This is a genomic window from Photorhabdus sp. RM323S (assembly GCF_042879375.1).
Classification (GTDB): Bacteria; Pseudomonadota; Gammaproteobacteria; order Enterobacterales; family Enterobacteriaceae; genus Photorhabdus; species Photorhabdus tasmaniensis.
The window spans coordinates 47,599-72,425 of sequence record NZ_JBHFKZ010000006.1; the positions used below are offsets into that span (position 1 = coordinate 47,599).

Here is a 24,827-nt window from a genome sequence, read left to right on the forward strand (position 1 = left end):
AATGACAAAAATTTCTTACCGAATTTAATTTGGTTATAGGAGACAAACAATGGAAATTACCGTTGTTCAAATTGCATTGATATTCATCGTAGCTTGTATAGTCGGAATGGATTCCATTCTTGATGAATTTCAATTCCATCGCCCACTCGTGGCCTGTACTTTAATTGGGATCATCCTTGGTGATATGACAACCGGTATCATTATCGGCGGTACACTGGAAATGATCGCGCTTGGCTGGATGAATATCGGTGCTGCAATTGCCCCGGATGCGGCTTTAGCATCAATCATCTCAACTATCCTGGTCATTGCCGGTGGTCGTGATATTGGTGAAGGTATCGCCCTGGCTATTCCGCTGGCAGCCGCAGGACAAGTGCTGACCATCATTGTACGTACTATCACTGTTGCCTTCCAACATGCCGCTGACAACGCAGCAGAACGTGGTAACCTTCGAGCAATCAGCTTTATCCATTTATCCGCATTACTGCTCCAGGCTATGCGTATCGCCATCCCTGCCCTGATTGTCGCCTTATCTGTTGGTACCAATGAAGTCCAGCAATTACTCGCGTCTATCCCTAAAGTCGTCACAGATGGCCTGAACATCGCGGGAGGCATGATCGTGGTTGTAGGTTACGCCATGGTCATCAATATGATGCGTGCCGGCTACCTGATGCCATTCTTCTACCTCGGCTTTGTCACTGCGGCATTCACTGAATTCAACCTAGTTGCATTAGGTATTATTGGTATCGTTATGGCCGTGCTGTACATCCAGTTAAGCCCCAAATATAACAAATCTCAGGTAGTTGCGGCCCCTGGACAAGCCAATAACCACCTTGATAACGAATTAGATTAAGAGGATGAGCAACATGTTAGATACAACAAAAACGGCTGCTCAGACAGCAGGCCAGAAAAAACTGACGCCAAGTGACATCCGCGGTGTATTTCTCCGTTCTAATGTGTTCCAGGGTTCATGGAACTTTGAACGTATGCAGGCTCTGGGTTTCTGTTTCGCTATGGTTCCAACGCTTCGCCGCCTGTATCCGGAAAATACCGATGAGCGTAAACAAGCCATTAAACGCCACCTGGAATTCTTTAACACTCACCCTTACGTCGTCGCACCTGTTCTGGGTGTCACGATGGCAATGGAAGAACAGCGCGCTAACGGTGCCCCGATTGATGATGGTGCCATCAACGGCATCAAAGTTGGTTTGATGGGGCCATTAGCGGGTGTTGGCGACCCGATTTTCTGGGGCACAGTCCGCCCGGTATTCGCTGCGCTGGGGGCAGGTCTTGCCATGAGTGGCAGCTGGCTTGGGCCTGTGCTGTTCTTCTTCTTGTTCAACCTGGTACGCCTGTTGGTTCTCTATTCAGGTATCTCTTATGGCTATAAGAAAGGGATTGATATCGTTCAGGATATGGGTGGCGGTTTCCTGCAAAAAATGACGGAAGGGGCGTCAATTCTTGGCCTGTTTGTCATGGGAGCATTAGTTAATAAATGGACGAAAGTTAATATCCCGCTGGTGGTATCGGAAATTCCTAACCCACAAACCGGTGAAAAGACCATAACCACGGTTCAGAACATCCTCGATCAGTTGATGCCTGGCCTGGTCCCACTTTTGCTGACATTTGCTTGTATGTGGCTGTTACGGCATAAAGTGAATGCCTTGTGGATTATTATTGGCTTCTTCATTCTGGGGATTATTGGTGCCAGATTTGGTTTCCTCGGTCTATAGTTAATCATTCGGGGAGGGAAAATTCCTCCCCGCATTTTTTTACAGCAACACAGGGATTAAAGAATGAGCCTTAATGATATGGTATTAGTTGGTTTAATCGTATTAATGCTGGCTTTCGCTGTCTATGATGAATTTGTGGTTAATCTGCTGAAAGGGAAAACTGATTTACAAATAAAGCTAAAAAGAAAGCACAAAATTGATGCTCTCATCTTTATTATCCTGATACTTATTGTTGTTTATAATAACATCACTGCTTATGGCAGCCGTTTAACCACATATTTATTGTTATTTACTATCCTAGTGACTATTTATATTGCTTATATACGCTCCCCTAAATTGTCATTTAAAAATAACGGTTTTTTCTATGCAAACACATTTATTTCCTATGATCGGATAAAAACCATAAATTTATCTGAGGATGGCATCTTGCTTATTGGCTTGGAAAATAAGAAATTATATCTCTCAGTAAGCCAGCTTGATGATTTAGAAAAGATTTATAAATTTCTTATCGAAAGAAAATAGATAAACATTAATAATATATAAAAAAATAATAAACAGTCAGCCTAGTGCTGACTTTTATTTTTACCTCATTTTCACTCCACAATAGATAATGATAACTATTATCGGCATCACACCTCAATCCTAAAAACAATATTATTTTCCCTTTTTGAATTATTATGCTATCTTTTAAAAAGTCATGGGGAGTAGCCTGTTTCAGAGAAATAGCTTAGTCAATTTTTCTGAAAAGCTCGTATCAACACGCTCGTTTGAAAGTAAAACGTGGTGCGGGCAGCCTTATTTCGGTTGGCAAGACCATAGCATATAACACCATCATTGGTTGGGGATGGATTATATGTATATGGAAACGCCCAACCGAGGTTATTTTAATGAATATATACGCAACCCTTATCTTAGCTTTAGCACTTTCAATGGATGCCTTTGCTGCGGCAATTTGTAAAGGGGCCACACTACATAAACCCCATTTTCGTGAAGCAATCCGTACTGGTTTGATATTTGGTTTGGCAGAAGCCAGTACCCCACTGATTGGCTGGTCTATAGGGCTTTATACCAGCCAATATATTATGGAGTGGGATCACTGGATCGCTTTTACTCTGTTATTTATTCTGGGCGGTAGAATGATGACAGAGAGTTTTAAAGTGAATCAGGAAAAGAAATGCGAATCGCCCTGTCGCCACAACTCAATGGTACTAATAACAACAGCCATTGCTACCAGCCTGGATGCAATGGCAATCGGTATCGGGCTCGCTTTTCTTCAGGTCAATATCGTACATACTGCTATAGCTATCGGTATGATGACAATGATTATGGCAACATTGGGGATGTTAATTGGCCGCTATATTGGTCCACTGCTGGGCAAACGTGCTGAGTTTATTGGTGGGATGATTCTGATTGCGATTGGTTTCAATATTTTATTTGAGCATCTCGAATTATTTATGTATGCGAAATAACTCCTTCAGCCCAAAATATTAACCTTTCAAGAATTGTATTTTGGGCTGAAATTCTGATTACCTAATGCGTTGATAAACCCGCAATATAAAATCAGCTTCGCATTCAAACAACGCCTTATCTGCCAGTTCTTTTTTTACCTCTTCCGTTGCCCGCCAGGCAAATGGCGTCATCTGTAATAAATGACACGCTTGTATTCCATCTAATTTCATTGGATAAGATAATGACTCATCTGTTATCAATTCAAACCCTGCCAATTGTTCTGCCTTCAATGGATGAAGATGAACATTTTGATAAATCAACGCTTTAATCTGATAAAGATGGCGAGGGCCAGGAGCAACTGTCAGAATAATTCCTTGTGGCTTAATTACCCTTGCCAACTCTTCTGCTTTGCAAGGTGCATAAATTCGTAACACCCCAGCAAGAGACTCATCAGCAAATGGCAAACGATGGCTTGACGCAACACAAAAGCGGACAGAAGGATAGCGTTTAGCACCATAACGCACTGCGATCTTGGCGACATCTAACCCATAGATATTAAGATTACGCCCCTTGCTTAACTGCTCTTCAACCGCAGCGGTGTAATAACCTTCACCGCATCCTATATCCAGCAAACTATCTGCATTTTCTGGCAAATACTTTTCCAGCAGTTCTGAAACCCGTTGTTGTAATGGCTGATAATATCCTGAATCCAAAAATGCCCTTCTTGACTGCATCATCTCCGGGCTGTCTCCGGGCTCTTTGGACCTTTTATACTGAACGGGCATCAGATTGACATACCCTTCTTTAGCACAATCAAACTGATGATTATTTTCACAGCGCCATTGCTGCCGGGTTAGCAATAAAGGTTGATGACATAAGGGGCATTGATAAGACATATGATTCCCAAAAAATAAGTAAAAACCAGCGGGTACTATAGCATATTCTGATACTTTTCATCGTAAATCATACTACTTAATAGCTTTATATAAGCGATTAATCATTATTTTAAATGAAATCACATTCCACTATTTTCAGAATTATCTTTGAGCCAGCTCGCAATATTTTTGTGGAATAAATATATTTATCAGGTATTATTTCACAATCAAAAACAAAGAAAACATCAAGTATTAATAAGCTATTTAACTAACAGAAACAACTAATAATGCAGGTAATAGAATGAACATTTTCATACAATATTTTAATAAATTAAGATCTATTTCACCAAGATTCGATATTATGCCGAATACAAACTATCTTGATCTTATTCCATCAAAGAGTGATGTTGAGACTTTATCTGATGATCTGGATAAAGTCCGTGCGGATTTTGCTGCTGTACTAAAGCAATTCAATGATGAAATTATATTATCTACAGGGAAAGAGACGATATATGAAAGAAATAATAAACAGAAAACACCCTGAAATCGTTAAACCATCAAATTCAGATGATAATAATTCATTATATGATCAGCTTCCTGAGTCAGAAATATTAACTACTTATGAGCAATATACAAAGGGAGCGGCTGACAGATTTTTGATCCTTATTGAACAACAACAAAAGCACAGACATGAAATGGAAAAAGTTGCCTTAGAACAAACGATAAGAAAAAGCATAAGGGGACAAAATTGTGGGCTATTACTGACTCTTATCTCTCTCTTTGTTGCTTTAATATTAGGTCTAAATGAACATAATTGGTTAGCAGGCATTATCGGAAGCGGTACTGTAACAACGATTTTGATTATTTATGTTTTGAACAGAAATCCACAATCGTATATAAGATAAATCAATATAGGCTAGGGTGAAAAGACTAATCTTTATATCGTCATAGGTCTTTACTCTGCCTAATATTTATAGGTAAAAATAAAATAGCCACAAATATATTGCTGGTAATTATATATTGTTTAATTATTAAAACACATCACCATAATAAAGAGCCTTTTTCAATTACCTTAATGTCTATTGGAATTTTAATTTATGAAGATCGATATAATACTCTCACAATGAATATTTTTCATCAACTTCACTATGACATTAACAAAAGAATAACTATCCCATGCTCCACTCTGTTGGGGCATTTCACTTATATCCCTCTTCACGCCTGAATCTCAATGACTACAACACAAATACACCACAAGACCCATAGACCTTGCTAAACTTCTGAACATGAATTCGACTAACTGCTACTCCAGACAAAGAATCTTCAACAACATTTAACTTAAATTCTCATGAGCATTTACCCATAAAAAACTGCACCCTCAGTGGTTGGTTTAATATCCAACTTTTAGGTGCAGTTCTAAGTTAGTAACTAAAATAGTTACTGGTTTTTCTAATCATTATCAATAATAGGAAACGATTATGTCATTATTCCCACTCAATCGTTGCAGGCGGTTTACCGCTGACATCATACACAACTCTTGAAATTCCATTGACTTCATTGATGATCCGGTTAGAAACTCGTCCAAGGAAATCATAAGGCAAATGCGCCCAATGTGCGGTCATGAAATCGACTGTTTCTACTGCACGTAAAGAGACAACCCAGTCATATTTACGGCCATCCCCCATAACACCCACAGAACGAACAGGCAGGAATACCGTAAATGCTTGGCTTACTTTATTGTACAAATTAGCTTTGTGCAGTTCTTCAATAAAGATAGCATCCGCACGACGCAGCAGATCACAGTACTCTTTCTTCACTTCACCCAAGACACGAACACCCAGACCAGGACCTGGGAATGGATGACGGTTTAGCATGTCATAAGGCAATCCCAGTTCCAGGCCAATCTTGCGAACTTCATCTTTGAACAACTCTTTCAGCGGTTCCACCAGACCCAGTTTCATCTCTTCCGGCAAACCACCTACGTTATGGTGAGATTTGATGACGTGTGCTTTACCTGTCGCAGAGGCCGCTGATTCAATCACATCCGGGTAAATAGTGCCTTGCGCCAACCATTTAACCTGAGTCTGTTTACTTGCCTCTTGATCAAACACTTCAATAAACACGCGGCCAATGGTTTTGCGTTTTTCTTCCGGATCATTAATGCCAGCCAATGCAGTAAGGAAGCGATCTTCTGCGGGAACATGGACGATATTCAGCCCAAATTTACCGGCAAACATTTCCATTACCTGGTCGGCTTCATTCAAACGCAGTAAACCGTTATCGACAAATACACAGGTCAGACGTTTGCCAATTGCGCGATGCAGTAATAACGCGGTGACAGAGGAATCAACCCCACCGGACAACCCCAAAATAACGTGATCGTCACCGATCTGTCCACGCAGACGTACAACCGCATCTTCAATAATAGAAGCCGGAGTCCACAGAGCTTCACATTGGCAAATATCCAATACAAAACGTTCCAGTATGTGTTGTCCTTGATGGGTATGGGTGACTTCCGGATGAAACTGTACACCATAAAAACGTTTTTCTTCATTCGCGATAATGGCAAACGGGCAGGTATCAGTGCTGGCAATAGTGATAAAATCCGCAGGGATCGCAGTGACTTTATCACCATGACTCATCCATACATCCAACAACGGTTTACTCTGCTCATTTAATGAATCGTGAATATCACGAAACAACGCACTTTCCGCTTTGATTTCAACCTGAGCATAACCAAATTCACGTTCAGTAGAACTTTCTACTTTACCACCGCATTGCATCGACATAGTTTGCATACCGTAGCAGACACCCAGTACAGGAATATCGGCGTTAAAAACGTACTCTGGTGCACGTGGACTCCCCTGCTCTGTAGTACTCTCCGGTCCACCGGAAAGAATAATACCGCTTGGGTTGAATTCACGGATTTGTTCTTCCGTTACATCCCATGCCCAAAGTTCACAGTAAACTCCGATTTCACGGATACGGCGAGCAATCAACTGAGTATATTGCGAACCAAAATCAAGGATAAGAATACGGTGCTGATGGATATTTGTTGTCATGTGCGGCGAATTCCAAAAAAACAAGTAAATAAAAACATAGGAGATAGGTGGCTCCTACAGGAGCCACAATAAATATGAATTACAGACCTAACCGGTAGTTTGGAGACTCTTTGGTAATGGTGACATCGTGAACGTGGCTTTCCTGAATACCCGCACCACTAATGCGAACAAATTCAGCTTTGGTTCTCAGTTCATCAATAGTTGCGCAGCCAGTCAGCCCCATACAGGAACGCAGGCCTCCCATTTGCTGATGGATAATGTTTTTCAGCAACCCCTTATAGGCAACACGACCTTCAATGCCTTCCGGTACCAGTTTGTCTGCGGCATTGTCAGTTTGGAAATAGCGATCGGAAGAGCCTTTAGACATCGCCCCCAGAGAGCCCATTCCACGATAAGATTTAAATGAACGCCCCTGAAACAACTCAATTTCGCCTGGAGATTCTTCCGTGCCTGCCAACATGGAACCGACCATGACACAGGAGGCCCCGGCGGCAATTGCTTTGGCAATATCACCGGAGAAACGAATACCACCATCAGCAATAACCGGGATCCCTGAGCCTTCCAGCGCTTCAACCGCATCAGAGATAGCGGTAATTTGTGGCACACCAACACCTGTCACAATACGGGTAGTACAGATAGAACCAGGGCCAATACCGACTTTAACCGCATTAACCCCAGCCGCTACCAACGCTTTTGCACCTTCTCCCGTCGCCACGTTACCGCCAATAATCTGTAGATTCGGGTATTTAGCGCGGGTTTCACGAATACGCTGTAATACACCTTCAGAATGACCGTGTGATGAATCAATCAGCAGAACATCAATACCGGCGGCAACCAACGCATCAACACGCTCTTCATTACCGGCACCCGCGCCAACCGCGGCCCCAACACGTAAACGTCCATGCTTATCCTTACAGGCATTGGGCTTACGTTCCGCTTTCTGGAAATCCTTAACCGTGATCATGCCAAGCAGATGAAAGTCTTCATCAACCACCAGCGCTTTTTCAACCCGTTTTTCGTGCATTTTATGCAACACAACATCACGGGCTTCACCTTCTTTTACCGTTACCAGACGCTCTTTAGGTGTCATTACCGCAGTAACCGGCTGATCCAGATCGGTCACGAAACGTACGTCACGACCCGTAATAATACCAACCAACTCATTTCCTTCGGTAACAACAGGATAACCAGCAAAACCATTACGCTCTGTCAGTGCCTGAACTTCACGCAGCGTTGTTTTAGGGGCCACCGTGACGGGATTTGTCACAACACCACTCTCATGTTTTTTCACCCGGCTCACTTCTTCTGCCTGACGCTCAATAGACATATTTTTATGGATGAAACCAATTCCACCTTCCTGAGCCAGCGCGATAGCCAAGCCGGATTCCGTTACAGTATCCATTGCCGCAGACAACATGGGAACATTCAGGCGAATAGTGGAAGTCAGTTGAGTAGACAGGTCCGCAGTGTTAGGCAGAACAGAAGAGTGGGCAGGAATTAACAGAACATCGTCAAAGGTTAAAGCTTCTTTTTTAATTCGTAACATAAGCAATATCTCACCAGGCTGCGGACAATTTAAGGAATAAAATATTGCTGCGGCATTATACAGAACGTAATCGGTTGCCTCCAGTATTTTATTAAAAAATTTCTTGCTTACTTCATAACGAACGTTAGTATCGGTGAATTAAGCCCTTGTTTTGGAATTTGATCTGGCTCACATGTCACTACCTTCTAATACTGGAATTTTTTCTGTCAGCCGCCTCAATCAGACGGTCCGTCAACTGCTCGAAATGGAAATGGGCAGAATTTGGTTGAGCGCTGAAATATCGAATTTTTCTCAACCCGCCTCCGGCCACTGGTATTTTACCCTGAAAGATGAACGCGCTCAGGTGCGGGCCGCAATGTTTCGCAGTAGTAATCAACGGGTGACATTCAAGCCACAAAATGGCCAGCAGGTTTTGGTCCGCGCGGCAATTACGCTTTATGAACCCAAAGGGGACTATCAGCTTATTATTGAAAATATGCAACCCGCCGGTGATGGCCTGTTACAGCAACAGTTTGAATTATTGAAACAGAAACTCAATGACGAAGGGTTATTTGATCAGCGTCATAAGAAACCCCTTCCCTCTCCTGCTCAACAGCTTGGGGTGATTACATCAGCCAGTGGTGCCGCCCTGCATGATATTTTGAATATTTTGCAGCGCCGTGATCCATCATTGCCAATCGTCATTTATCCAACAGCCGTCCAAGGGACAGAAGCGCCGTTACAGATTATTCAGGCAATTGAATTAGCAAATGCAAGGCAGGAATGTGATGTATTGATCGTCGGACGCGGTGGTGGCTCGTTGGAAGATTTATGGAGCTTCAATGATGAACGTGTCGCCAGAGCGATTTTTCACAGTGATATTCCGATAGTCAGTGCAGTAGGCCATGAAACGGATGTCACCATTGCTGATTTCGTGGCAGATTTGCGGGCCCCGACCCCCTCAGCAGCCGCTGAATTGGTCAGCCGTAATCAACTCGAATTGTTACGTCAAATCCAGTCGCAACAACAGCGATTGGAAATGGCAATGGATTACTTCTTTGCGCAGAAACAGCAGGTTTTCAGCCTGTTATCTCACCGTTTACAACAACAGCACCCTCATTTACGGTTGGCTCGTCAGCAGAATTTGCTGGTCAGTTTACGCCAGCGGCTGGCTGATAGCCTGCAACGGCATTTACGGCAAAGCAATCTGATTTATGACAAATTGCAACAACGGCTCTGGTATTCAGAACCCCGCCGGCAGATCCGCCAGTATAGCCAACAGATTCAGCAACAAGATTTTCGGTTAAAACAAGCGTTCGAACGACAAATCAGCCGTTCCAGAGAAAAATTTGCCGTTTCCTGCTCACGAATGGAAGCGGTCAGCCCACTGGCAACACTGGCCCGTGGTTACAGCATCAGCGAAGCCCCTGATGGAAAATTACTGAAACAAACCAAGCAAGTGCATGTTGGTGATGCTCTGAGAACCCGGTTACAAGATGGCTGGATTGAGAGTGAAGTGGTTAAAGTCAAGAAAGAACGTAAAAAACGACCAGCAAGTTAGAAATAGTGGCATTCCTTGCCACTTATTTTATATCAGAAACGGATTTCTGCTCCTGCAATATAAGTACGCCCTCTGGCGGTTTGCATAGACGAAGTTTGTTCAATCATTAATGGCGACGAATTTGCGCGATTAAGTGCTTCCGAATAATTTTTATTTGCCAAGTTCTGTACTGAAAACTTCAACAACACGCTTTTATTTATCTGATAATCACTATAAAGATCGATTATCGTTGGGATTTTAGGTTCTCTTTGCAATATAACCCGCCCGTCGTCATCAAAATTATATTGATCTGGGTCCATCCTATGAGAATCACCAGTATATTTAACAATCGCACCAACACGGACTTTCTCATCAAATAAACGGATACCGGTATCCAAAGTCATAAAACTATCCGGCAATTGTGACACAGGATCGGCACCAAAATGTGCTGTAGCGGCAGAAGTTGGCTGACGCGTTTTTTGCCAGCTATAAGCCAATTTGCTATAAAATATACCCGCATCATAATCAGCAGAAACTTCATATCCGCTTACTTTTACCGGCGTCAGACTATTGTGATAGATATACATTTTGATGTTAGGATCGACTGTACCGTAATCTACTGAACTATCAGCTTTACATGTTTTCCTATTGCCACAGATAAGCCAGATATCACTGAGAATATAATTCTCTATTTTAGATTGATACCAGGCAGCTTTCAGGCGGAAAGTATCTCCTTTTACAATCAAGTCTGGGCGGAAACTGTTAAAGCCAATTTGATAAGTGTCTGATGTCTCTCCTTTCAAAAATGGGTTCATAGATCCACCCCCTTCATTACTATAGAAAGTTTCCTGAATATTTGGCGCTCTCATTGAACGGGCATAACTGACGAATGGCTGGAATTCAGGAATAATTTCTGCTGAGAGTAAAACACCTGGATTAAATCCATGTTCTTTCAAATCCAATTCAGTTTCCCATTGAGGGAAACAAGGGATCCGCAGATCACAAGCCGGTTTATGGCCTTTGACACTGTAGTTCATATAATTAAACGAAATGTCTGCCCGATAAATTCCACGACTAATTTTCAGCCCGCCATAAATGCTGGTAATATCTTGTTTACCACTTGGTGCAAAAACATTATTTTCTTTTGCTTCGCCATCTGTTTTTTCATACTTTTTCCTTTCTTCTTCATTTTGACCTTCACCAGAATAAATACTATCCGTTGCCTTGCTATATTCCGTTTTCATCAACTTACTGCCGAATGTTAGTTCAAAATCTGTGTCACCATAGCCAAAACGGCTGATATTACTGATATCTATTGCATCTGATTTGTTTTTAGCATTGCTATTTAGCAGCCTATAAAGTGAATCACCTTCGTAGCGTTGAGTCCCCTCACTGGTGCTGACCAGTAATTTTATATCAACCCATTCGCTGAATGGTGTGTAATTGTATTTTAGGTAAATATCCCGACTATCAATATGACGACGGGTGAATTTATTATGATAATTCCGTCCACTGAGCTCCATATCATGAAAGTCGCTCGGTTTAATATTTATTTTAATTAATTGCGAATTGGGTTTTTGCTTAAATGATTCATTTGTCGCAAACTCATCGCTTAATACTCCGTCACCATTCTTATAATGCGCATCAATTGAGTGCCCGCTGACAGCCAGCATAGCACCGATTGAACCCTCAGAACTGAAAGCCGGTGTTTTACCCGCAACCGCTATCATGCCATTATGACCAATACCATTATTGCCATAATTTGCTTTTGTGCGTACTCCCAATGAATTTCCCGCGAATATCACATCATCTACGCCAATTGTGCGGAAATTAGCGCTACCGACTAATGCATTAACGCTATCTGAACCATCAGATTGACCACGGTTAACATCGATTCCCACGATAAAATTAGGATCAATTATTGCACCAAATTGGTTATAAGTAGTACCGTGAGCTGGACTCGTCGGAGATGTACCATAAAAACTCTGGCTAACACCATCAACCATCATATTCACTCGCCCAAAGCCACTTAGTCCGCGAATATTCACACTCACTGTTCCCTGCCCCGGATCTATTTGAGTATAGGTTCCTGGTATACTGCGCAATATGCTATCCACTGACTGAAGTTTAGTATCTTCACCTTTAGAACTGTAAGACCCGGGCTTTTCCATTGCCCGAATTTCAGTATTATCCTGTGAACCTGAAACCTTAAGACTACTGAATTTCAGCACCTTATCTGATTTCCCCTCTTGCTTTTCCTCACCATAAGCAAGCCCTTGAAGCCCAATAAAAACAACGCTGGCCCCTGCTATTTTTGTCATTATTTTCATTTCAATCATCCAAAATGCATATAAATATTTGCTTACATGCCCATTTTCAAAAAACAATAGCAATATTTAGCACTGATAAATAATTATCAGTGCTTTCAATAAAAACTTATATTTATAATTTCTTTCAGTTATCTTTTAATTGTGGAAAATATTTCTTAGCATCATCCAGCATCAAAATAAAACTGTAATCCAGTGCAGTGTCTTTCAGTCGGTTAAAACGGCCTGATTTACCACCATGCCCGGCACTCATATTGGTTTCCAATAATAAAATAGAGTCGCCTTTTTTCATATCGCGTAATTTTGCTACCCATTTAGTCGGTTCCCAATATTGAACCTGTGAATCATGCAATCCACTCGTGACTAATAAGTTGGGATAGCGCTGATGCTTTATATTGTCATACGGGCTATATGATTTAATTCGAAGATAATCTTCTTTATTTTCCGGATTACCCCACTCTTCATATTCTCCTACTGTCAATGGAATAGAAGGGTCGAGCATGGTTGTCACCGCATCAACAAATGGTACCTGAGCAACCACACCGCGATATAATTCCGGAGCCTGATTAATCACCGTCCCCATCAGCAAACCACCAGCACTGCCTCCCATAGCATAAACTCGTTTGCTGTCGCCATATTTCTGAGCAATCAGTGCCTTGGTCACATCAATAAAGTCAGTAAAACTATTCATTTTATTTTCGACTTTACCTTGCAAGTACCATTTTTTACCCAATTCACCGCCACCACGCACATGTACTAACGCGTAAACAAAGCCCCGATCTAATAAACTCAATCGTGGTGAACTGAATGAAGGATCCATACTGAAACCATAAGCCCCATAACCATATATCAGGATCGGGTTCTGGCCTTTTTTGAACAGGGATTTACGATAAACCAAAGAAACAGGAACTTCCACGCCATCACGGGCTTTCACCCAAATACGCTGACTCTCATAATGATGTTTATCGAAGCCTTTGACTTCCTGCTGTTTAAGTAATTCCCGCTCACCGGTTTTCATATTCCACTGGAATGTTGAACTTGGTGTTGTCATGGATGAATAACCATAACGTACAACATCGGTATCAGGTTCAGGGTTGTAATCAATCCATGCCATATAACTTGGATCATCAAACTTAATCTGTTTTTCCTGATCAGTTTCCCAACTTATCTGGCGAATAGTCGGCAATCCTTTAATTCGCTCCTGAACGACCAACCAGTGATTAAACAGTGCAAAATCTTCAAGATCCGTCTCCTGTTGCGGAGCAATCACTGTTTTCCACGGCGTATTTATGGCATCAGTTTGATAAAGCCCATAAGTTTCACTTTCATGATTTGAGCGAATGTAAAAATGGCCTCGGAAATGATCAATATAATATTCCCGACCTTCCTGACGAGGAGAAAATATCTGGAGTTCAGCTTGTGGTTTATTCGCGTCAATCAGCAAATATTCAGAAGTCGAATTACTGATTATCGACAGCATAATATAATCACGGGAGGCGCTTTTAGCTATGCCTAAATAAAAACGCTCATCTTCTTCTTGATATATTTTCTGGTCTTCGGTGGTATCTGTACCATATTGGTGACGAAATACTTGGTATGGCAATAAAGTCTGTGAATGTCTGCGCACATAAAACAGTGTATTACTGTCATTTGCCCAAACAATGTTGCCGGAAGTATTTTTTATTACGTCATTATTCCACTGGTTATCAGCAATGTCTTTAAAAGAGATCTGATAATTACGGCGTCCCTGAGTATCTTCAGTAATTGCAATACGTTTATTATCCAGAGAGATAGCAAAATGACTCAGTTGATAATATTCGTGACCTTTAGCTCTTTCATTACCATCAACCAGAACCTGCCAGTCTGATGAGCCATCAACAGGTTTACGCTGATAAATCGGGAAATCTTTTCCAGCTTCATAGACGGTACGATAAATATACCCGTTATAAGTATAGGGTACAGACTGATCATCCTGTTTCATCCTGCCGACCATTTCTTCATATAAGGTATCCCGCAGTTGCTCTCCGGGTTTCAGCATCTGTTCGGTGTATTTATTTTCGGCTGCCAGATAATCAATGATTTTTTGATCCTGGCGATTATCATCCCGCATCCAGTAATAGTCATCTGTACGGGTATCACCGTGAATCGTCATCTGATGTGGTTGTTTCATGGCCTTTGGTGGCATAATTTCTCCTTCTGCGGCGGCAGAATTCAACCAGCCGCTCAATAAAAACGTTAATAACAGCCCTTTAGTTTTCAGGGCAAACCGCGCTTGCTGCCTTAACATATCTGCTGTCCTTAAGTCGCTAAAAGATTCGATTAGTTAAATTAAAATCAATCGGCAGTTCTATCGTAATTTCACTGCCTTTTAAAACGCTATCGGGAGGAATCGGTAATGGCTGCGCTCTCGCCAGAACTTGCTTCGCTTCCCTGTCCAGAGAATGGGTACCTGAACGATGGACTAAATCGCTGTTAGTGACATAACCTTGTTTATTAATGGTGAATCTGACTGTAGGCCGGCCAGTGCGGTTTCTTCTCTGTGCATCCTCGGGATAACGTTTATAACGGTTCAAATGCCCGATAACCTCAGCTCGCCATAAAGCATCTGCATCAACGACAGTATTTGAATCACTGTCATAAGAGGCCGCAACCCGCGAAGTCAAATTAGCCGACGTAGCGGTACTGCTTACCCTGGCAGCACTATTCTGAGACTTTTCACTCTCTTCCTCTGCCTGCCGACGCTTCACTTGGGATGTTTTATTCTGCTCTTCCAGATTCTTTTTTTGTTTTTTCGGCTTATGCACCCGTATTTGAGCCTGCTCATTTTTAGTAAGCTCAGGTGTTTTCATCTCATTAACCGCACTTTCCTGCTGCCGGCTAGTAACAGAAAGCTGCTGTTCAATACCAATAGATTGTTTCTGTACTTGATGTGTTGCTTCGGTCAGTAATGAAAATTCCATCATCACTGCCGGAGGGGGCATCAGTTGATCGGAAACTTCTTCTGGCTGATAGATAATCCACATAACCCAAATGAGGTGAACAGCAATAGCAACAGTAAAAGCAAGTCCTTTTTTAACAGGATTTGTTTGAAAGATGGGGTTTGTCAGCGTCAACATGGATTACAGCGCATAATTTTACTTATCATTTAGTAATGATAATTAATTTCATATGCTAATGAAAATTATTTTTATATATATCGTTAACTTGCGCACATCCATGTGCCAAGGCCCTTTAACTACCGGAAAGAAACCATCATTTACTTAAAATATCTATGGTTTTTTTGCTGGTGTATACCAGATATAGTCTGCATGTTGACTGTCCATTACATTGCCTTTCTCAGCCATAATCAGCACTACCAGATCTTCTTGTGGTGACAGATCCTGAACATGTAAAGGAACACCCATTATTTTTGTTGCATGGTATGCACCCGCAATCAATGTGGCAGGTGCCGGGGCTTTAAGTAGCTGCTCTGCCATTCGGCGATCCCGCATTTGCTGAATAGTTGTCATAACAGATAATTGTTGTGCTGTTATTTCACCACCATGAGCATCTTTAATCGTCGCTTCAATCCGCGATTTTACATTTTTGGCGACGGAAATATCTCCCTGGAGAACCGGCAGGTTACAGCAAACAGCTTTAACTTCACTACGATTCAGGTTTGCAAACAATAACGGATAAGGCTGCTGCATAAGCTCCATGACCAACCCGCCATACAACTGCCACGGCCAGCCATCGTGCCATGCCAGCAACTCTTTTATGCGGCTTTCACGCACGCTAGGTTTAGTTTGCAACCAACTTTTAACTTTATTCACTTTTTCCTGCTGGTCGGGGTTAATCATTTCCAGCAAAACCGCACCATGTTCTCTTTTAAGACGAAGCTGCTGAACCAGCCAAAGCTCAATCTGATGATGGTATGGATTATCGTGTTTTTCACCCACAATGATCCGCTGGTGTGATGCCAATTGGTTGAGCAATTCATCAGGAGTAACAGCATTGCCTGTTTTAAGATCGACAATCCCCCCTTGCTGAGTCAGTTCGGGTGAAAGCACTTGGGGAGTGGGCTTTTGTTGTACAGAGGTACACCCAGATAAGATAAGTAAGCCACAGATAATCAGAAAAGATTTTACAACGGTGAAAGATTTCATAACGTCCGTTATCCATATAATATTTTTCCGCATCATATAGATAATAAGAATTATTTACAATAACCGGTCCCGGCTCCCACCAGGGAGCCGGGACTATTTTAACCCATTGGTATTACAACGGATGAGTCTGCGCTTCAACGGCTGCCAAAGCAACCATATTGACGATACGACGTACAGAAGCAATTGGCGTCAGAATGTGTACCGGTTTTGCAACGCCCATCAGCACCGGGCCAACGGTAACCCCTTCAGAACTGGTTACGCGCAACAGGTTATAACTGATACGGGCAGCTTCCATATTTGGCATAATTAACAGATTCGCCGCCCCTTTCAGTGGGCTATCCGGCATGATGTCACGGCGAATACTTTCAACCAACGCGGCATCACCATGCATTTCACCATCAATTTCAAGTGAAGGTGACACTTTGTTGACCAATTCTAACGTCCGACGCATTTTCTGGGCTGAGAGACAATCCGCAGAACCAAAACTTGAATGAGAAAGCAACGCAACTTTCGGCTCAATACCAAAACGGCGGACGCTTTCTGCGGCCATGAGGGTAATTTCAGCCAATTGTTCAGGTGTTGGATCATTATTGACATAGGTATCAGCGATAAAAGTATTACCGCTTGGCAAGAGTAATGCGTTCATTGCACCGGCAGTATGAACCCCATCACGGAAACCAAAGACATTTTTCACCACATCATAATGTTCGCTGTAACTGCCAACGGTGCCGCAAATCAAGCCATCAGCCTCCCCACGCAGCACCATAATTGCCCCAATCAAGGTTGGATTACCAATGACTGCACGGCGCGCCTGTTCCGCAGAAACGCCACGGCGCTTCATGATCTGGTGATATTCTTGCCAGTATTTTTTGAAGCGCGGATCATTCTCATTATTAACCACTTCAAAATCTTTACCCGCTTCAATATGCAGCCCCAGTTTCTGGATACGCCTTTCGATAACACTTGGGCGACCAATCAGGATCGGGTAAGCCAATCCCAGAGAGATCAGCTCTTGAGTTGCATGTAATACACGCACTTCTTCCCCTTCGGCCAAAACAATCCGTTTTTCCGCTTTTTTGGCCTGAGAAAAAATAGGCTTCATAAACAAGTTTGTTTTATAAACAAACTCATTCAGTTTCTCTATATACGCGCTAAAGTCTTCAATCGGGCGGGTTGCCACGCCAGAATCCATTGCGGCTTTAGCCACTGCCGGGGCAATTTTAACAATCAGGCGTGGATCAAATGGCTTGGGAATAATATATTCCGGGCCAAAAAACAGATCCTGATCATTATAGGCAGAAGCCACTTCTTCACTCTGCTCTGCCATCGCCAAATCAGCAATAGCGTGAACACAAGCCAGTTTCATCTCTTCATTGATGGTTGTCGCACCAACATCCAGCGCGCCACGGAAAATGAATGGGAAACAGAGAACATTATTAACCTGATTCGGATAATCAGAGCGACCGGTACAAATAATGGCATCAGGACGAACTTGTTTAGCCAATGGCGGCAGAATTTCGGGCTCAGGGTTTGCCAGCGCCATGATGAGGGGATCTTTCGCCATGGTTTTCACCATATCCTGAGTCAATACGCCCGGCCCGGAACATCCGAGGAAAATATCCGCACCCGGGATAACATCACCTAATGTACGGCTGCCATTGTCTTCAATCGCATAGGCGGCTTTAGTTTCTTCCATATTTTCATCGCGGCCACGATAAATGACCCCTTTAGAGTCACATACCACGATATTTTCACGTTTTAATCCAAGCGCAACCAGCAAGTTCATACAGGCAATTGATGCAGCACCTGCACCAGAAACCACCAGGCGAACGTCTGAAATCTCTTTTTTCATAATCCGCAGGCCATTCAGAACAGCTGCGGTACAAATAATCGCGGTGCCATGCTGGTCATCATGGAATACCGGAATGTTCATTTTTTCCCGGAGTTTTTTCTCAATATAAAAACATTCCGGTGCTTTGATATCTTCGAGGTTAATTCCGCCAAAAGTCGGCTCCAGCGCCGCAATAATATCAATTAATTTATTAGGATCAGACTCATCAACTTCGATATCAAATACATCAATACCTGAGAACTTTTTAAACAGTACGCCTTTTCCTTCCATCACTGGCTTACCTGCCAGCGCACCAATATTCCCCAACCCTAAGACCGCAGTACCATTAGAAATCACAGCGACAAGATTGCCACGCGCAGTATATTTGTAAGCCGCTAATGGATCTTCTGCAATTTCCAGACAAGGCGCGGCAACACCCGGTGAATAAGCTAAAGCCAAATCCCGCTGAGTTGTCAGAGGCTTAGTTGGAGTAATCGTGATTTTCCCTGGTTGTGGAAACTGGTGAAAATCCAATGCACTCTGTTTTAATTTTTCATCCATCGTCGGATCCTTTATATACATTATCTGGAGTAAGAGCGGGACCAGTATAATGGGTACTGTGTGCTAAATCATAACATTGACAGCATTTTACCCATAAATTAGCACTTTTTTGCTCACAAAAAACACGACCGAATTTACCCATCAATACCACCGACTGAGTATGGGAACATCAATAAATAAACATTATAATTTATATAATATTATTTTAGTTATAATAACTATGATAATTATAACCTATAAAAACCCTCAATATAAATTCAATTAAAATAAATTTTATAAAAGAAAACAAATCTAATAATTAGATTTATAACAAATTGATTTACAATATTATTTTCCACCTCATCGTTATATGTTTTTGGTGAAAATTACTCATCTTCTTTTTTTACTTATCAAACTAATTTGCGCTATTTATATTTTTATATCAGGATGTGCTTTCTGGACTTACAGAGCTATCAATTCTGTAAATCAATCGGTTTTGAGAAAATTTTTTCATAGTTATTTAATTTAGGGCAGACCCATTCATTACTGCCTTTTAATCGTGCATTTCGTGGCTTTAATCTTTTAGGGAGAAGGAAAATGTATAACCATTCAGTGATGATAGTTGATGACCACCCTCTCATTCGCCATGGCTTGAAACAGATTGTAGAGCTCGATCGAGCGCTTACCGTAACAGCAGAAGCTGACAATGGTGAAGAAGCAATAAACATTGCATGCAAACTGAAACCTGATGTCATTATGATAGATCTCAATATGAATGGTCTTTCTGGCGTGGATACGATTAAATCTATTCGTAGAAAAGGGATCAACTCTTATGTCCTGGTATTATCTGTTTCAGATGACCGGAATGATGTTTACGCAGCCATTGACGCAGGCGCCAATGGCTATTTACTGAAAGACAGTGACTTGGATTCGCTATTAAGCAGTATTCGTCACGCAGCCCGCGGGCAAACTGTCTTTAGTGAAAAAATATATCAACATCTGGCTAACCGCCATAAACATGTTGATCCTTTATCTGAATTGACCAAGCGTGAATTAGATGTCTTAAAAGAAGTTTCCAGTGGCATGACCAATAAGGAAGTCGCTGATGTCCTCTTTATTTCTGAAGAGACGGTGAAAGTACACATCAGAAACTTGTTAAAAAAACTAAACGTACGTTCCCGCCTGGCTGCAACAATTATGTATCTGCAACATAGGAAAAATGGCGTAGCTTAATATTTTTCCTGAGCCGCCCTCTTTGGTTTATTGCCGGGGGCCGGCTCTTATCGCTATGATGACAGGCCGATAAGATTGCGTTCCCCTCCTTTGATATCCCAGATAATAAAAATCAGGACATCATCTGGAAAAAACAGGTATTTTCCAGCATTATGTTTAGGTATTTAAATTCTTTTTTAAGGATCTCTTAATTATGTCGGATAAATCTTCTCAGCCTGTTTTTACGCTCTACGGGATCAAGAACTGTGACACCATAAAAAAAGCCCGTCGTTGGCTGGAAGAGCAGGAAGTCGCTTACCTGTTTCACGATTATCGTGTTGATGGATTAGATGCCGTGCTTTTGCAGTCATTTATTGACAAACTTGGCTGGGAACCATTAATTAACACCCGTGGTACAACCTGGCGTAAATTGAGTGATCAACAACGCGCGACAATCAATAACGCTGAAGCAGCAAAAGCCTTGATGCTGGAACAACCCGCTATTATCAAACGTCCACTGTTAATTTCTGCAAAAGGCAACTGCCTGCTGGGTTATAAGGCAGATGAATATCAGCAATTTTTTGCTGAGGCGCACTGAAATGACTTGTCCTGTAATTGAACTTGCACAACAACTGATAAAACGTCCCTCTGTCAGCCCGGATGATAAAGGTTGCCAGGATATTATGATCGCCCGTCTGCAAGCCGTTGGCTTTACCATTGAACGGATGCCTTTCGGCGACACAAACAATTTCTGGGCCTATCGAGGCACAGGCCTGACATTGGCCTTTGCCGGGCATACGGATGTTGTCCCTGCGGGCGACGAATCTCAATGGGAACAACCCCCTTTTGAGCCGACTATTCGTAATGGCATGTTATATGGCCGAGGCGCAGCAGATATGAAAGGCTCGCTGGCTGCCATGATTGTTGCGGCTGAACGCTTTGTTGCCAATTATCCCAACCACAGTGGTCGCCTGGCCTTCTTGATTACCTCTGACGAGGAAGCAAAAGCCACCCACGGCACAGTTAAAGTCGTTGAAGCCTTGATATCCCGTAATGAGCGGCTGGATTATTGTCTGATTGGTGAACCTTCCAGTCAGCACCACCTTGGCGATATGGTGAAAAATGGCCGGCGCGGTTCTCTGACGGCTAATCTGACTGTACAGGGTATTCAAGGCCACGTTGCCTATCCGCATTTGGCTGATAACCCAATCCACCGGGCCCTGCCAGTTTTGCAAGAGCTGGTCAACACCCAGTGGGATGAAGGAAATGAGTTTTTCCCGGCAACCAGTATGCAAATTGCCAATATTCATGCTGGAACGGGCAGTCATAACGTGATCCCTGGGAATTTGCAGGTCCAATTCAATTTCCGTTTCAGTACGGAACTGACCGATAGACAAATCCGCGAACGGGTTGAGACAATCCTGAAAAATCACAAACTGAATTACACCATTGAATGGATATTGCCCGGCCAGCCTTTCCTGACCGCCAAAGGCGAGTTAGTCAATGCCGTCGTACAAGCAATAGACCATTACTGTGGCTATAAACCTGAATTATCTACCAGTGGCGGCACATCAGATGGGCGGTTTGTTGCTCAGATGGGCGCTCAGGTTATCGAACTGGGGCCACTCAACGCAACAATTCATAAAGTTAATGAATCCGTCAATGCCGCAGATCTGCAACAACTCAGTCGGATTTATCAGCGCGTTATGGAGCAACTCATCCAGTGATAACCGCAAATATGTTAACTGGCCTGGCTACCGGGCACTTGATTTCTCTCTCTGGCAATCACCGATTACAACCAGAAGCAGTAAAATCTTTTCTTTCCATGCAGCAAGCAGCAGCAAATGCGGGAATTAATCTACAACCTGCCAGTACATTCCGCGATTTCCAGCGTCAACAGGCTATCTGGAATGGCAAATTCCGCGGAGAACGCCCGGTATTAGATGAAAATAGCCAACCAATGGATATCACCCAATTAACAGAAGGAGAACTTTGTCAGGCGATTCTCCGCTGGTCTGCCCTGCCCGGTGCCAGCCGCCATCATTGGGGTACTGAACTGGATATTTATGCTCCAACGATGCTGCCGGAAAACCAGAAATTACAGCTGGAGCCTTGGGAATATGAAAATGGCGGCTACTTTGAACCGCTGACACATTGGTTGACAGAGAATATGGCCCATTTTGGTTTTTATCGCCCTTTTGTCGGTAAGCGTGATGGTGTCGCTTATGAGCCGTGGCATATCAGTTACCGGCCACTATCCGGACAACTGGAAAAACTGCTGACTAAACAGATGTTACTGGATGTATGGCAACAACATGATATCGCAGGTCTTGACTGGTTATCGGCTAACTTGCCTTATCTATTTGAAAACTACCTCGGTACTGCGCAGGAGATTACCCAATGCAATGGTTAGCTGATTATTGGTGGATTATTTTAGTTTTATTAGTTGGCGTTCTTCTCAATGCCATTAAAGAATTACGCCGCCTGGACGTCAAAAAATTTCTGGATAATAAACCAGAGCTTCCTCCTCACCGGGATTTTAATGACAAATGGGATGATAAGGACAACTGGCCTCAGAAAAAGTAGTAGTCCATTCTTGCCAATGTACCGCCAATTTCTTGTCGAGACTTGCCAACGCTTGTGCGGTTTCTTGCCGCCAGAATAATGTTAATGCCTTATATCCGCTTAACTTCAACACAGTGACACACTGCTCAATACTCATCTCCTGCTGGAGATGATTTCTCAATGCGGGCAACGGCAAATCACTGTTCAGTAATAATCGTTGCAAAGCCGGTAATGAAGCAGAAAATGGCCGGTGAGCAAATGCAAAACCTGAAAGCTCTTGCCAATCACTCTGACTGAGACGGTGATCAATTTGGTAATCAACAGGCAAGCTGAACCCAATCTGTGACTCCAGCCAATATGCATCACGGGCAAGCTGTTGTTGTGCCTGAATACAAAGTGCCACTCCTTGCTCACTCAATGGAAAAATCGCCATGGCGGTATAACAACCGCTACTGGCTTCCAAATGGGTTCCCATACGGACTAGTTGGAAACCACATTTTTGCCATAATGCCCACAGTTCAGCGGTATAACCAAAGCTGACAGAAATAAAATCTATTCCCTGCCCTTTTGCTCTTGCCCGCTGAAACGAAATCATTCCCTGAGCAATACCCTGTCTGCGGTTGCTAGCCTGTACAGCAACCCGGCTAATCCGTTGAGATTTCAGGACTGCCGCCTGAGGTAAACCACTGTGGGCCGCTAACGATTGAGCGACCAGATTTCCTCTGGGGCGACGTCTGCCTGCCCATACTTCATGTGCCAGCTCAGGTGACAACCCGCCTTCGTCAACCATCCACAAAGCACCTGTCAAGGCTTTATCTCCAAACGCTGCAATAAACTGCATTCCTTTGGCGTCAAGTAAACGCCGTAAATCCAAAGGTGAAGTTTTATAATGAGCACTGGTTAATATGCCGTAAAACTGTCTCAGCAATTCCGGCTGTTGAATCCATTGCTGCTGCTGATATATGTGATAGCGGATCGCCTGATCAGAATTGTTTACCGGAATGGCATCTTCAAACAATAAAGCATTTTCCAGCCAGTTCTCCAGAGGATCATTCTCAGCCCAACGTACAGGCGCTGTCAGATTAAAAATATGACAATCAGGAATTTCAGCACAAAATTTAAGTAAAAATCCCCGTCCTGTCCCCTCATATCCCTGCACAGTTGTCGTTAATAATACCCGAGGGAAATAGCTTATCAGCTCAAATAACTGAGGCGTTGGAATAGCTGCGGCTTCGTCGATAAGCAACCAATCAATATCTGACACACGGTTTTGTCTGCAATATTTCAGCAAATTATCTACCGACCAGAATTGCCCTTTTTCACCCGAATAACCTCTGATAATTTCAGTCGTTGCTTTTGCCGGTGCCGTCAGCCAGCAATTATTCCCTTGCCATTGCTGCATTAACATGCCTGCAAGCGTCGATTTACCTCGCCCTCTTGGCGCGGTAATTACCCAGACCCCCTGATTTACCCGCAAAAGTTGCGCTAAAATAGCATACTGGCTAACGGTGGGATTACCATCAGGCAGTTGCCACTCACTGGATTGCGAAAATTCAGGCAGGTGAAAAAAAGTATTTTGCCGCCATAGCAAAACTTGAGGATCATTAATAAGTTGCTGCTGAATATGCTGAATAAAGTGCGGAGTTGGGATAGCGTCTGATTGTTGGTTCCAACGTATGCTGTCCTTATCCGGTTGATAACACCATTGATACCACGATGGAACCATCATCACCAACCAACTTCCGGCCTTCAATGTCCCCGCCAATATCGCCAGTGCTTCCGCATTAAAACCTTCGGTAGCATCAAATATTCCGTGCAGATATTCCTGACCTAATAAGCTGACCGCTTTTGCTGGTAGTGCCGCTTTCTCTTTGCGATAAGAGATCCATAACCAATCACCGGTAAATCTCTGCTGTAGCTCATTAGCCTGTTGATAACACCAATTATGATCTCCACTCAACACCAGCAAGCGGCGTAATCCTTGCCGCTGCATTTCCGCCTGTATCGCACTCAATTCCGGCAACAT

At 42.9% G+C, this 24,827-nt stretch carries 21 protein-coding genes; 12 read left to right on the forward strand and 9 right to left on the reverse strand.

The features are described 5' to 3' along the window. Positions 1–49: 49 nt before the first annotated feature. From ACGF7G_RS04625 to mntP, 4 genes are all read left to right on the forward strand, one after another. Positions 50–850, forward strand: a complete 801-nt coding sequence (locus ACGF7G_RS04625) for a PTS mannose/fructose/sorbose transporter subunit IIC (RefSeq protein WP_133812753.1) — start codon at positions 50–52, stop codon at positions 848–850. Positions 851–863: 13 nt separating this feature from the next. Next, positions 864–1,730 carry a PTS mannose transporter subunit IID gene (locus ACGF7G_RS04630; RefSeq protein ID WP_133812752.1) on the forward strand — a complete coding sequence of 289 codons (867 nt, stop codon included), beginning with the start codon at positions 864–866 and terminating at the stop codon, positions 1,728–1,730. Between the two features lie 63 nt (positions 1,731–1,793). Beyond that, on the forward strand, positions 1,794–2,252 hold the full coding sequence (locus tag ACGF7G_RS04635; RefSeq protein ID WP_133812751.1) for a DUF986 family protein: 459 nt from the start codon (positions 1,794–1,796) through the stop codon (positions 2,250–2,252). A 365-nt stretch (positions 2,253–2,617) separates the two neighbouring features. Continuing rightward, positions 2,618–3,199: a manganese efflux pump MntP gene (gene mntP, locus ACGF7G_RS04640; protein WP_133812750.1), complete on the forward strand. Its 582-nt coding sequence runs from the start codon at positions 2,618–2,620 to the stop codon at positions 3,197–3,199. Between the two features lie 57 nt (positions 3,200–3,256). Here the strand turns inward: mntP and rlmA are convergent, their stop codons facing one another. Next, positions 3,257–4,075: a 23S rRNA (guanine(745)-N(1))-methyltransferase gene (gene rlmA, locus ACGF7G_RS04645; protein WP_387463834.1), complete on the reverse strand. Its 819-nt coding sequence runs from the start codon at positions 4,073–4,075 to the stop codon at positions 3,257–3,259. A 340-nt stretch (positions 4,076–4,415) separates the two neighbouring features. On the opposite strand from rlmA, the gene ACGF7G_RS04650 reads away from it, so the two are divergent. Continuing rightward, entirely contained in the window at positions 4,416–4,598 is a 183-nt protein-coding gene (locus tag ACGF7G_RS04650) for a hypothetical protein (RefSeq protein ID WP_133814188.1), read from the forward strand. Further along, positions 4,567–4,959 (forward strand): DUF2335 domain-containing protein, encoded by a 393-nt coding sequence (locus ACGF7G_RS04655; protein WP_387463836.1) that lies wholly within the window; start codon positions 4,567–4,569, stop codon positions 4,957–4,959. The genes ACGF7G_RS04650 and ACGF7G_RS04655 overlap by 32 nt, the downstream gene beginning before the upstream one ends. A 579-nt stretch (positions 4,960–5,538) precedes the next feature. Here the strand turns inward: ACGF7G_RS04655 and guaA are convergent. Beyond that, positions 5,539–7,116 carry a glutamine-hydrolyzing GMP synthase gene (gene guaA / locus ACGF7G_RS04660; protein WP_387463837.1) on the reverse strand — a complete coding sequence of 526 codons (1,578 nt, stop codon included), beginning with the start codon at positions 7,114–7,116 and terminating at the stop codon, positions 5,539–5,541. Between the two features lie 79 nt (positions 7,117–7,195). Beyond that, positions 7,196–8,662 carry an IMP dehydrogenase gene (guaB, locus tag ACGF7G_RS04665; protein WP_387463838.1) on the reverse strand — a complete coding sequence of 489 codons (1,467 nt, stop codon included), beginning with the start codon at positions 8,660–8,662 and terminating at the stop codon, positions 7,196–7,198. A gap of 172 nt (positions 8,663–8,834) precedes the next feature. Between guaB and xseA the strand changes: the two genes are divergently transcribed. Continuing rightward, complete coding sequence (gene xseA / locus ACGF7G_RS04670; RefSeq protein WP_387463839.1) at positions 8,835–10,202, forward strand: exodeoxyribonuclease VII large subunit; 1,368 nt, start codon at positions 8,835–8,837, stop codon at positions 10,200–10,202. A gap of 32 nt (positions 10,203–10,234) precedes the next feature. On the opposite strand, the gene ACGF7G_RS04675 is transcribed toward xseA, so the two are convergent. The 5 genes from ACGF7G_RS04675 to maeB all read right to left on the reverse strand — a co-directional run bounded on the left by ACGF7G_RS04675 (position 10,235) and on the right by maeB (position 19,045). Next, positions 10,235–12,511, reverse strand: a complete 2,277-nt coding sequence (locus ACGF7G_RS04675; protein ID WP_387463840.1) for a TonB-dependent receptor domain-containing protein — start codon at positions 12,509–12,511, stop codon at positions 10,235–10,237. 124 nt (positions 12,512–12,635) lie between these two features. Beyond that, a complete protein-coding gene (locus tag ACGF7G_RS04680) occupies positions 12,636–14,693 on the reverse strand; it encodes a S9 family peptidase (protein ID WP_387463953.1) in 2,058 nt (685 codons plus the stop codon). A gap of 121 nt (positions 14,694–14,814) precedes the next feature. Then, positions 14,815–15,624 carry a TonB family protein gene (locus ACGF7G_RS04685; protein ID WP_387463842.1) on the reverse strand — a complete coding sequence of 270 codons (810 nt, stop codon included), beginning with the start codon at positions 15,622–15,624 and terminating at the stop codon, positions 14,815–14,817. 153 nt (positions 15,625–15,777) lie between these two features. Then, positions 15,778–16,653, reverse strand: coding sequence for a ChaN family lipoprotein (locus ACGF7G_RS04690; RefSeq protein WP_387463843.1), 876 nt, complete (start codon positions 16,651–16,653; stop codon positions 15,778–15,780). Positions 16,654–16,765: 112 nt separating this feature from the next. Then, positions 16,766–19,045: an NADP-dependent oxaloacetate-decarboxylating malate dehydrogenase gene (gene maeB, locus ACGF7G_RS04695; RefSeq protein ID WP_387463845.1), complete on the reverse strand. Its 2,280-nt coding sequence runs from the start codon at positions 19,043–19,045 to the stop codon at positions 16,766–16,768. A gap of 576 nt (positions 19,046–19,621) precedes the next feature. On the opposite strand from maeB, the gene ACGF7G_RS04700 reads away from it, so the two are divergent. The 5 genes from ACGF7G_RS04700 (at position 19,622) to ACGF7G_RS04720 (ending at position 22,822) form a co-directional block, all read left to right on the forward strand. After that, the gene (locus ACGF7G_RS04700; protein ID WP_011146941.1) at positions 19,622–20,257 is read left to right on the forward strand and encodes a response regulator; all 636 of its coding nucleotides are present in this window, start codon (positions 19,622–19,624) and stop codon (positions 20,255–20,257) included. A gap of 193 nt (positions 20,258–20,450) precedes the next feature. Continuing rightward, complete coding sequence (locus tag ACGF7G_RS04705; RefSeq protein ID WP_387463847.1) at positions 20,451–20,834, forward strand: ArsC family reductase; 384 nt, start codon at positions 20,451–20,453, stop codon at positions 20,832–20,834. A gap of 1 nt (position 20,835) precedes the next feature. After that, entirely contained in the window at positions 20,836–21,963 is a 1,128-nt protein-coding gene (dapE, locus tag ACGF7G_RS04710) for a succinyl-diaminopimelate desuccinylase (protein ID WP_387463848.1), read from the forward strand. Next, complete coding sequence (locus ACGF7G_RS04715) at positions 21,960–22,649, forward strand: M15 family metallopeptidase (protein ID WP_387463850.1); 690 nt, start codon at positions 21,960–21,962, stop codon at positions 22,647–22,649. Before dapE ends, ACGF7G_RS04715 begins: the two co-directional genes overlap by 4 nt. Continuing rightward, complete coding sequence (locus ACGF7G_RS04720; RefSeq protein WP_387463852.1) at positions 22,637–22,822, forward strand: YpfN family protein; 186 nt, start codon at positions 22,637–22,639, stop codon at positions 22,820–22,822. Before ACGF7G_RS04715 ends, ACGF7G_RS04720 begins: the two co-directional genes overlap by 13 nt. On the opposite strand, the gene ACGF7G_RS04725 is transcribed toward ACGF7G_RS04720, so the two are convergent. Continuing rightward, a complete protein-coding gene (locus tag ACGF7G_RS04725) occupies positions 22,776–24,827 on the reverse strand; it encodes a tRNA(Met) cytidine acetyltransferase TmcA (protein WP_387463853.1) in 2,052 nt (683 codons plus the stop codon). The genes ACGF7G_RS04720 and ACGF7G_RS04725 overlap by 47 nt on opposite strands.

What these genes read in the sequence shown, in the direction of transcription:
- ACGF7G_RS04625 (WP_133812753.1), top strand. Translation starts at nt 50, where the DNA reads ATGGAAATTACCGTTGTTCAAATTGCATTGATATTCATCGTAGCTTGT.
- ACGF7G_RS04630 (WP_133812752.1), top strand. Translation starts at nt 864, where the DNA reads ATGTTAGATACAACAAAAACGGCTGCTCAGACAGCAGGCCAGAAAAAA.
- ACGF7G_RS04635 (WP_133812751.1), top strand. Translation starts at nt 1,794, where the DNA reads ATGAGCCTTAATGATATGGTATTAGTTGGTTTAATCGTATTAATGCTG.
- mntP (WP_133812750.1), top strand. Translation starts at nt 2,618, where the DNA reads ATGAATATATACGCAACCCTTATCTTAGCTTTAGCACTTTCAATGGAT.
- rlmA (WP_387463834.1), bottom strand. Translation starts at nt 4,075, where the DNA reads ATGTCTTATCAATGCCCCTTATGTCATCAACCTTTATTGCTAACCCGG.
- ACGF7G_RS04650 (WP_133814188.1), top strand. Translation starts at nt 4,416, where the DNA reads ATGCCGAATACAAACTATCTTGATCTTATTCCATCAAAGAGTGATGTT.
- ACGF7G_RS04655 (WP_387463836.1), top strand. Translation starts at nt 4,567, where the DNA reads ATGAAAGAAATAATAAACAGAAAACACCCTGAAATCGTTAAACCATCA.
- guaA (WP_387463837.1), bottom strand. Translation starts at nt 7,116, where the DNA reads ATGACAACAAATATCCATCAGCACCGTATTCTTATCCTTGATTTTGGT.
- guaB (WP_387463838.1), bottom strand. Translation starts at nt 8,662, where the DNA reads ATGTTACGAATTAAAAAAGAAGCTTTAACCTTTGACGATGTTCTGTTA.
- xseA (WP_387463839.1), top strand. Translation starts at nt 8,835, where the DNA reads ATGTCACTACCTTCTAATACTGGAATTTTTTCTGTCAGCCGCCTCAAT.
- ACGF7G_RS04675 (WP_387463840.1), bottom strand. Translation starts at nt 12,511, where the DNA reads ATGAAAATAATGACAAAAATAGCAGGGGCCAGCGTTGTTTTTATTGGG.
- ACGF7G_RS04680 (WP_387463953.1), bottom strand. Translation starts at nt 14,693, where the DNA reads ATGCCACCAAAGGCCATGAAACAACCACATCAGATGACGATTCACGGT.
- ACGF7G_RS04685 (WP_387463842.1), bottom strand. Translation starts at nt 15,624, where the DNA reads ATGTTGACGCTGACAAACCCCATCTTTCAAACAAATCCTGTTAAAAAA.
- ACGF7G_RS04690 (WP_387463843.1), bottom strand. Translation starts at nt 16,653, where the DNA reads ATGAAATCTTTCACCGTTGTAAAATCTTTTCTGATTATCTGTGGCTTA.
- maeB (WP_387463845.1), bottom strand. Translation starts at nt 19,045, where the DNA reads ATGGATGAAAAATTAAAACAGAGTGCATTGGATTTTCACCAGTTTCCA.
- ACGF7G_RS04700 (WP_011146941.1), top strand. Translation starts at nt 19,622, where the DNA reads ATGTATAACCATTCAGTGATGATAGTTGATGACCACCCTCTCATTCGC.
- ACGF7G_RS04705 (WP_387463847.1), top strand. Translation starts at nt 20,451, where the DNA reads ATGTCGGATAAATCTTCTCAGCCTGTTTTTACGCTCTACGGGATCAAG.
- dapE (WP_387463848.1), top strand. Translation starts at nt 20,836, where the DNA reads ATGACTTGTCCTGTAATTGAACTTGCACAACAACTGATAAAACGTCCC.
- ACGF7G_RS04720 (WP_387463852.1), top strand. Translation starts at nt 22,637, where the DNA reads ATGCAATGGTTAGCTGATTATTGGTGGATTATTTTAGTTTTATTAGTT.
- ACGF7G_RS04725 (WP_387463853.1), bottom strand. Translation starts at nt 24,827, where the DNA reads ATGTTGCCGGAATTGAGTGCGATACAGGCGGAAATGCAGCGGCAAGGA.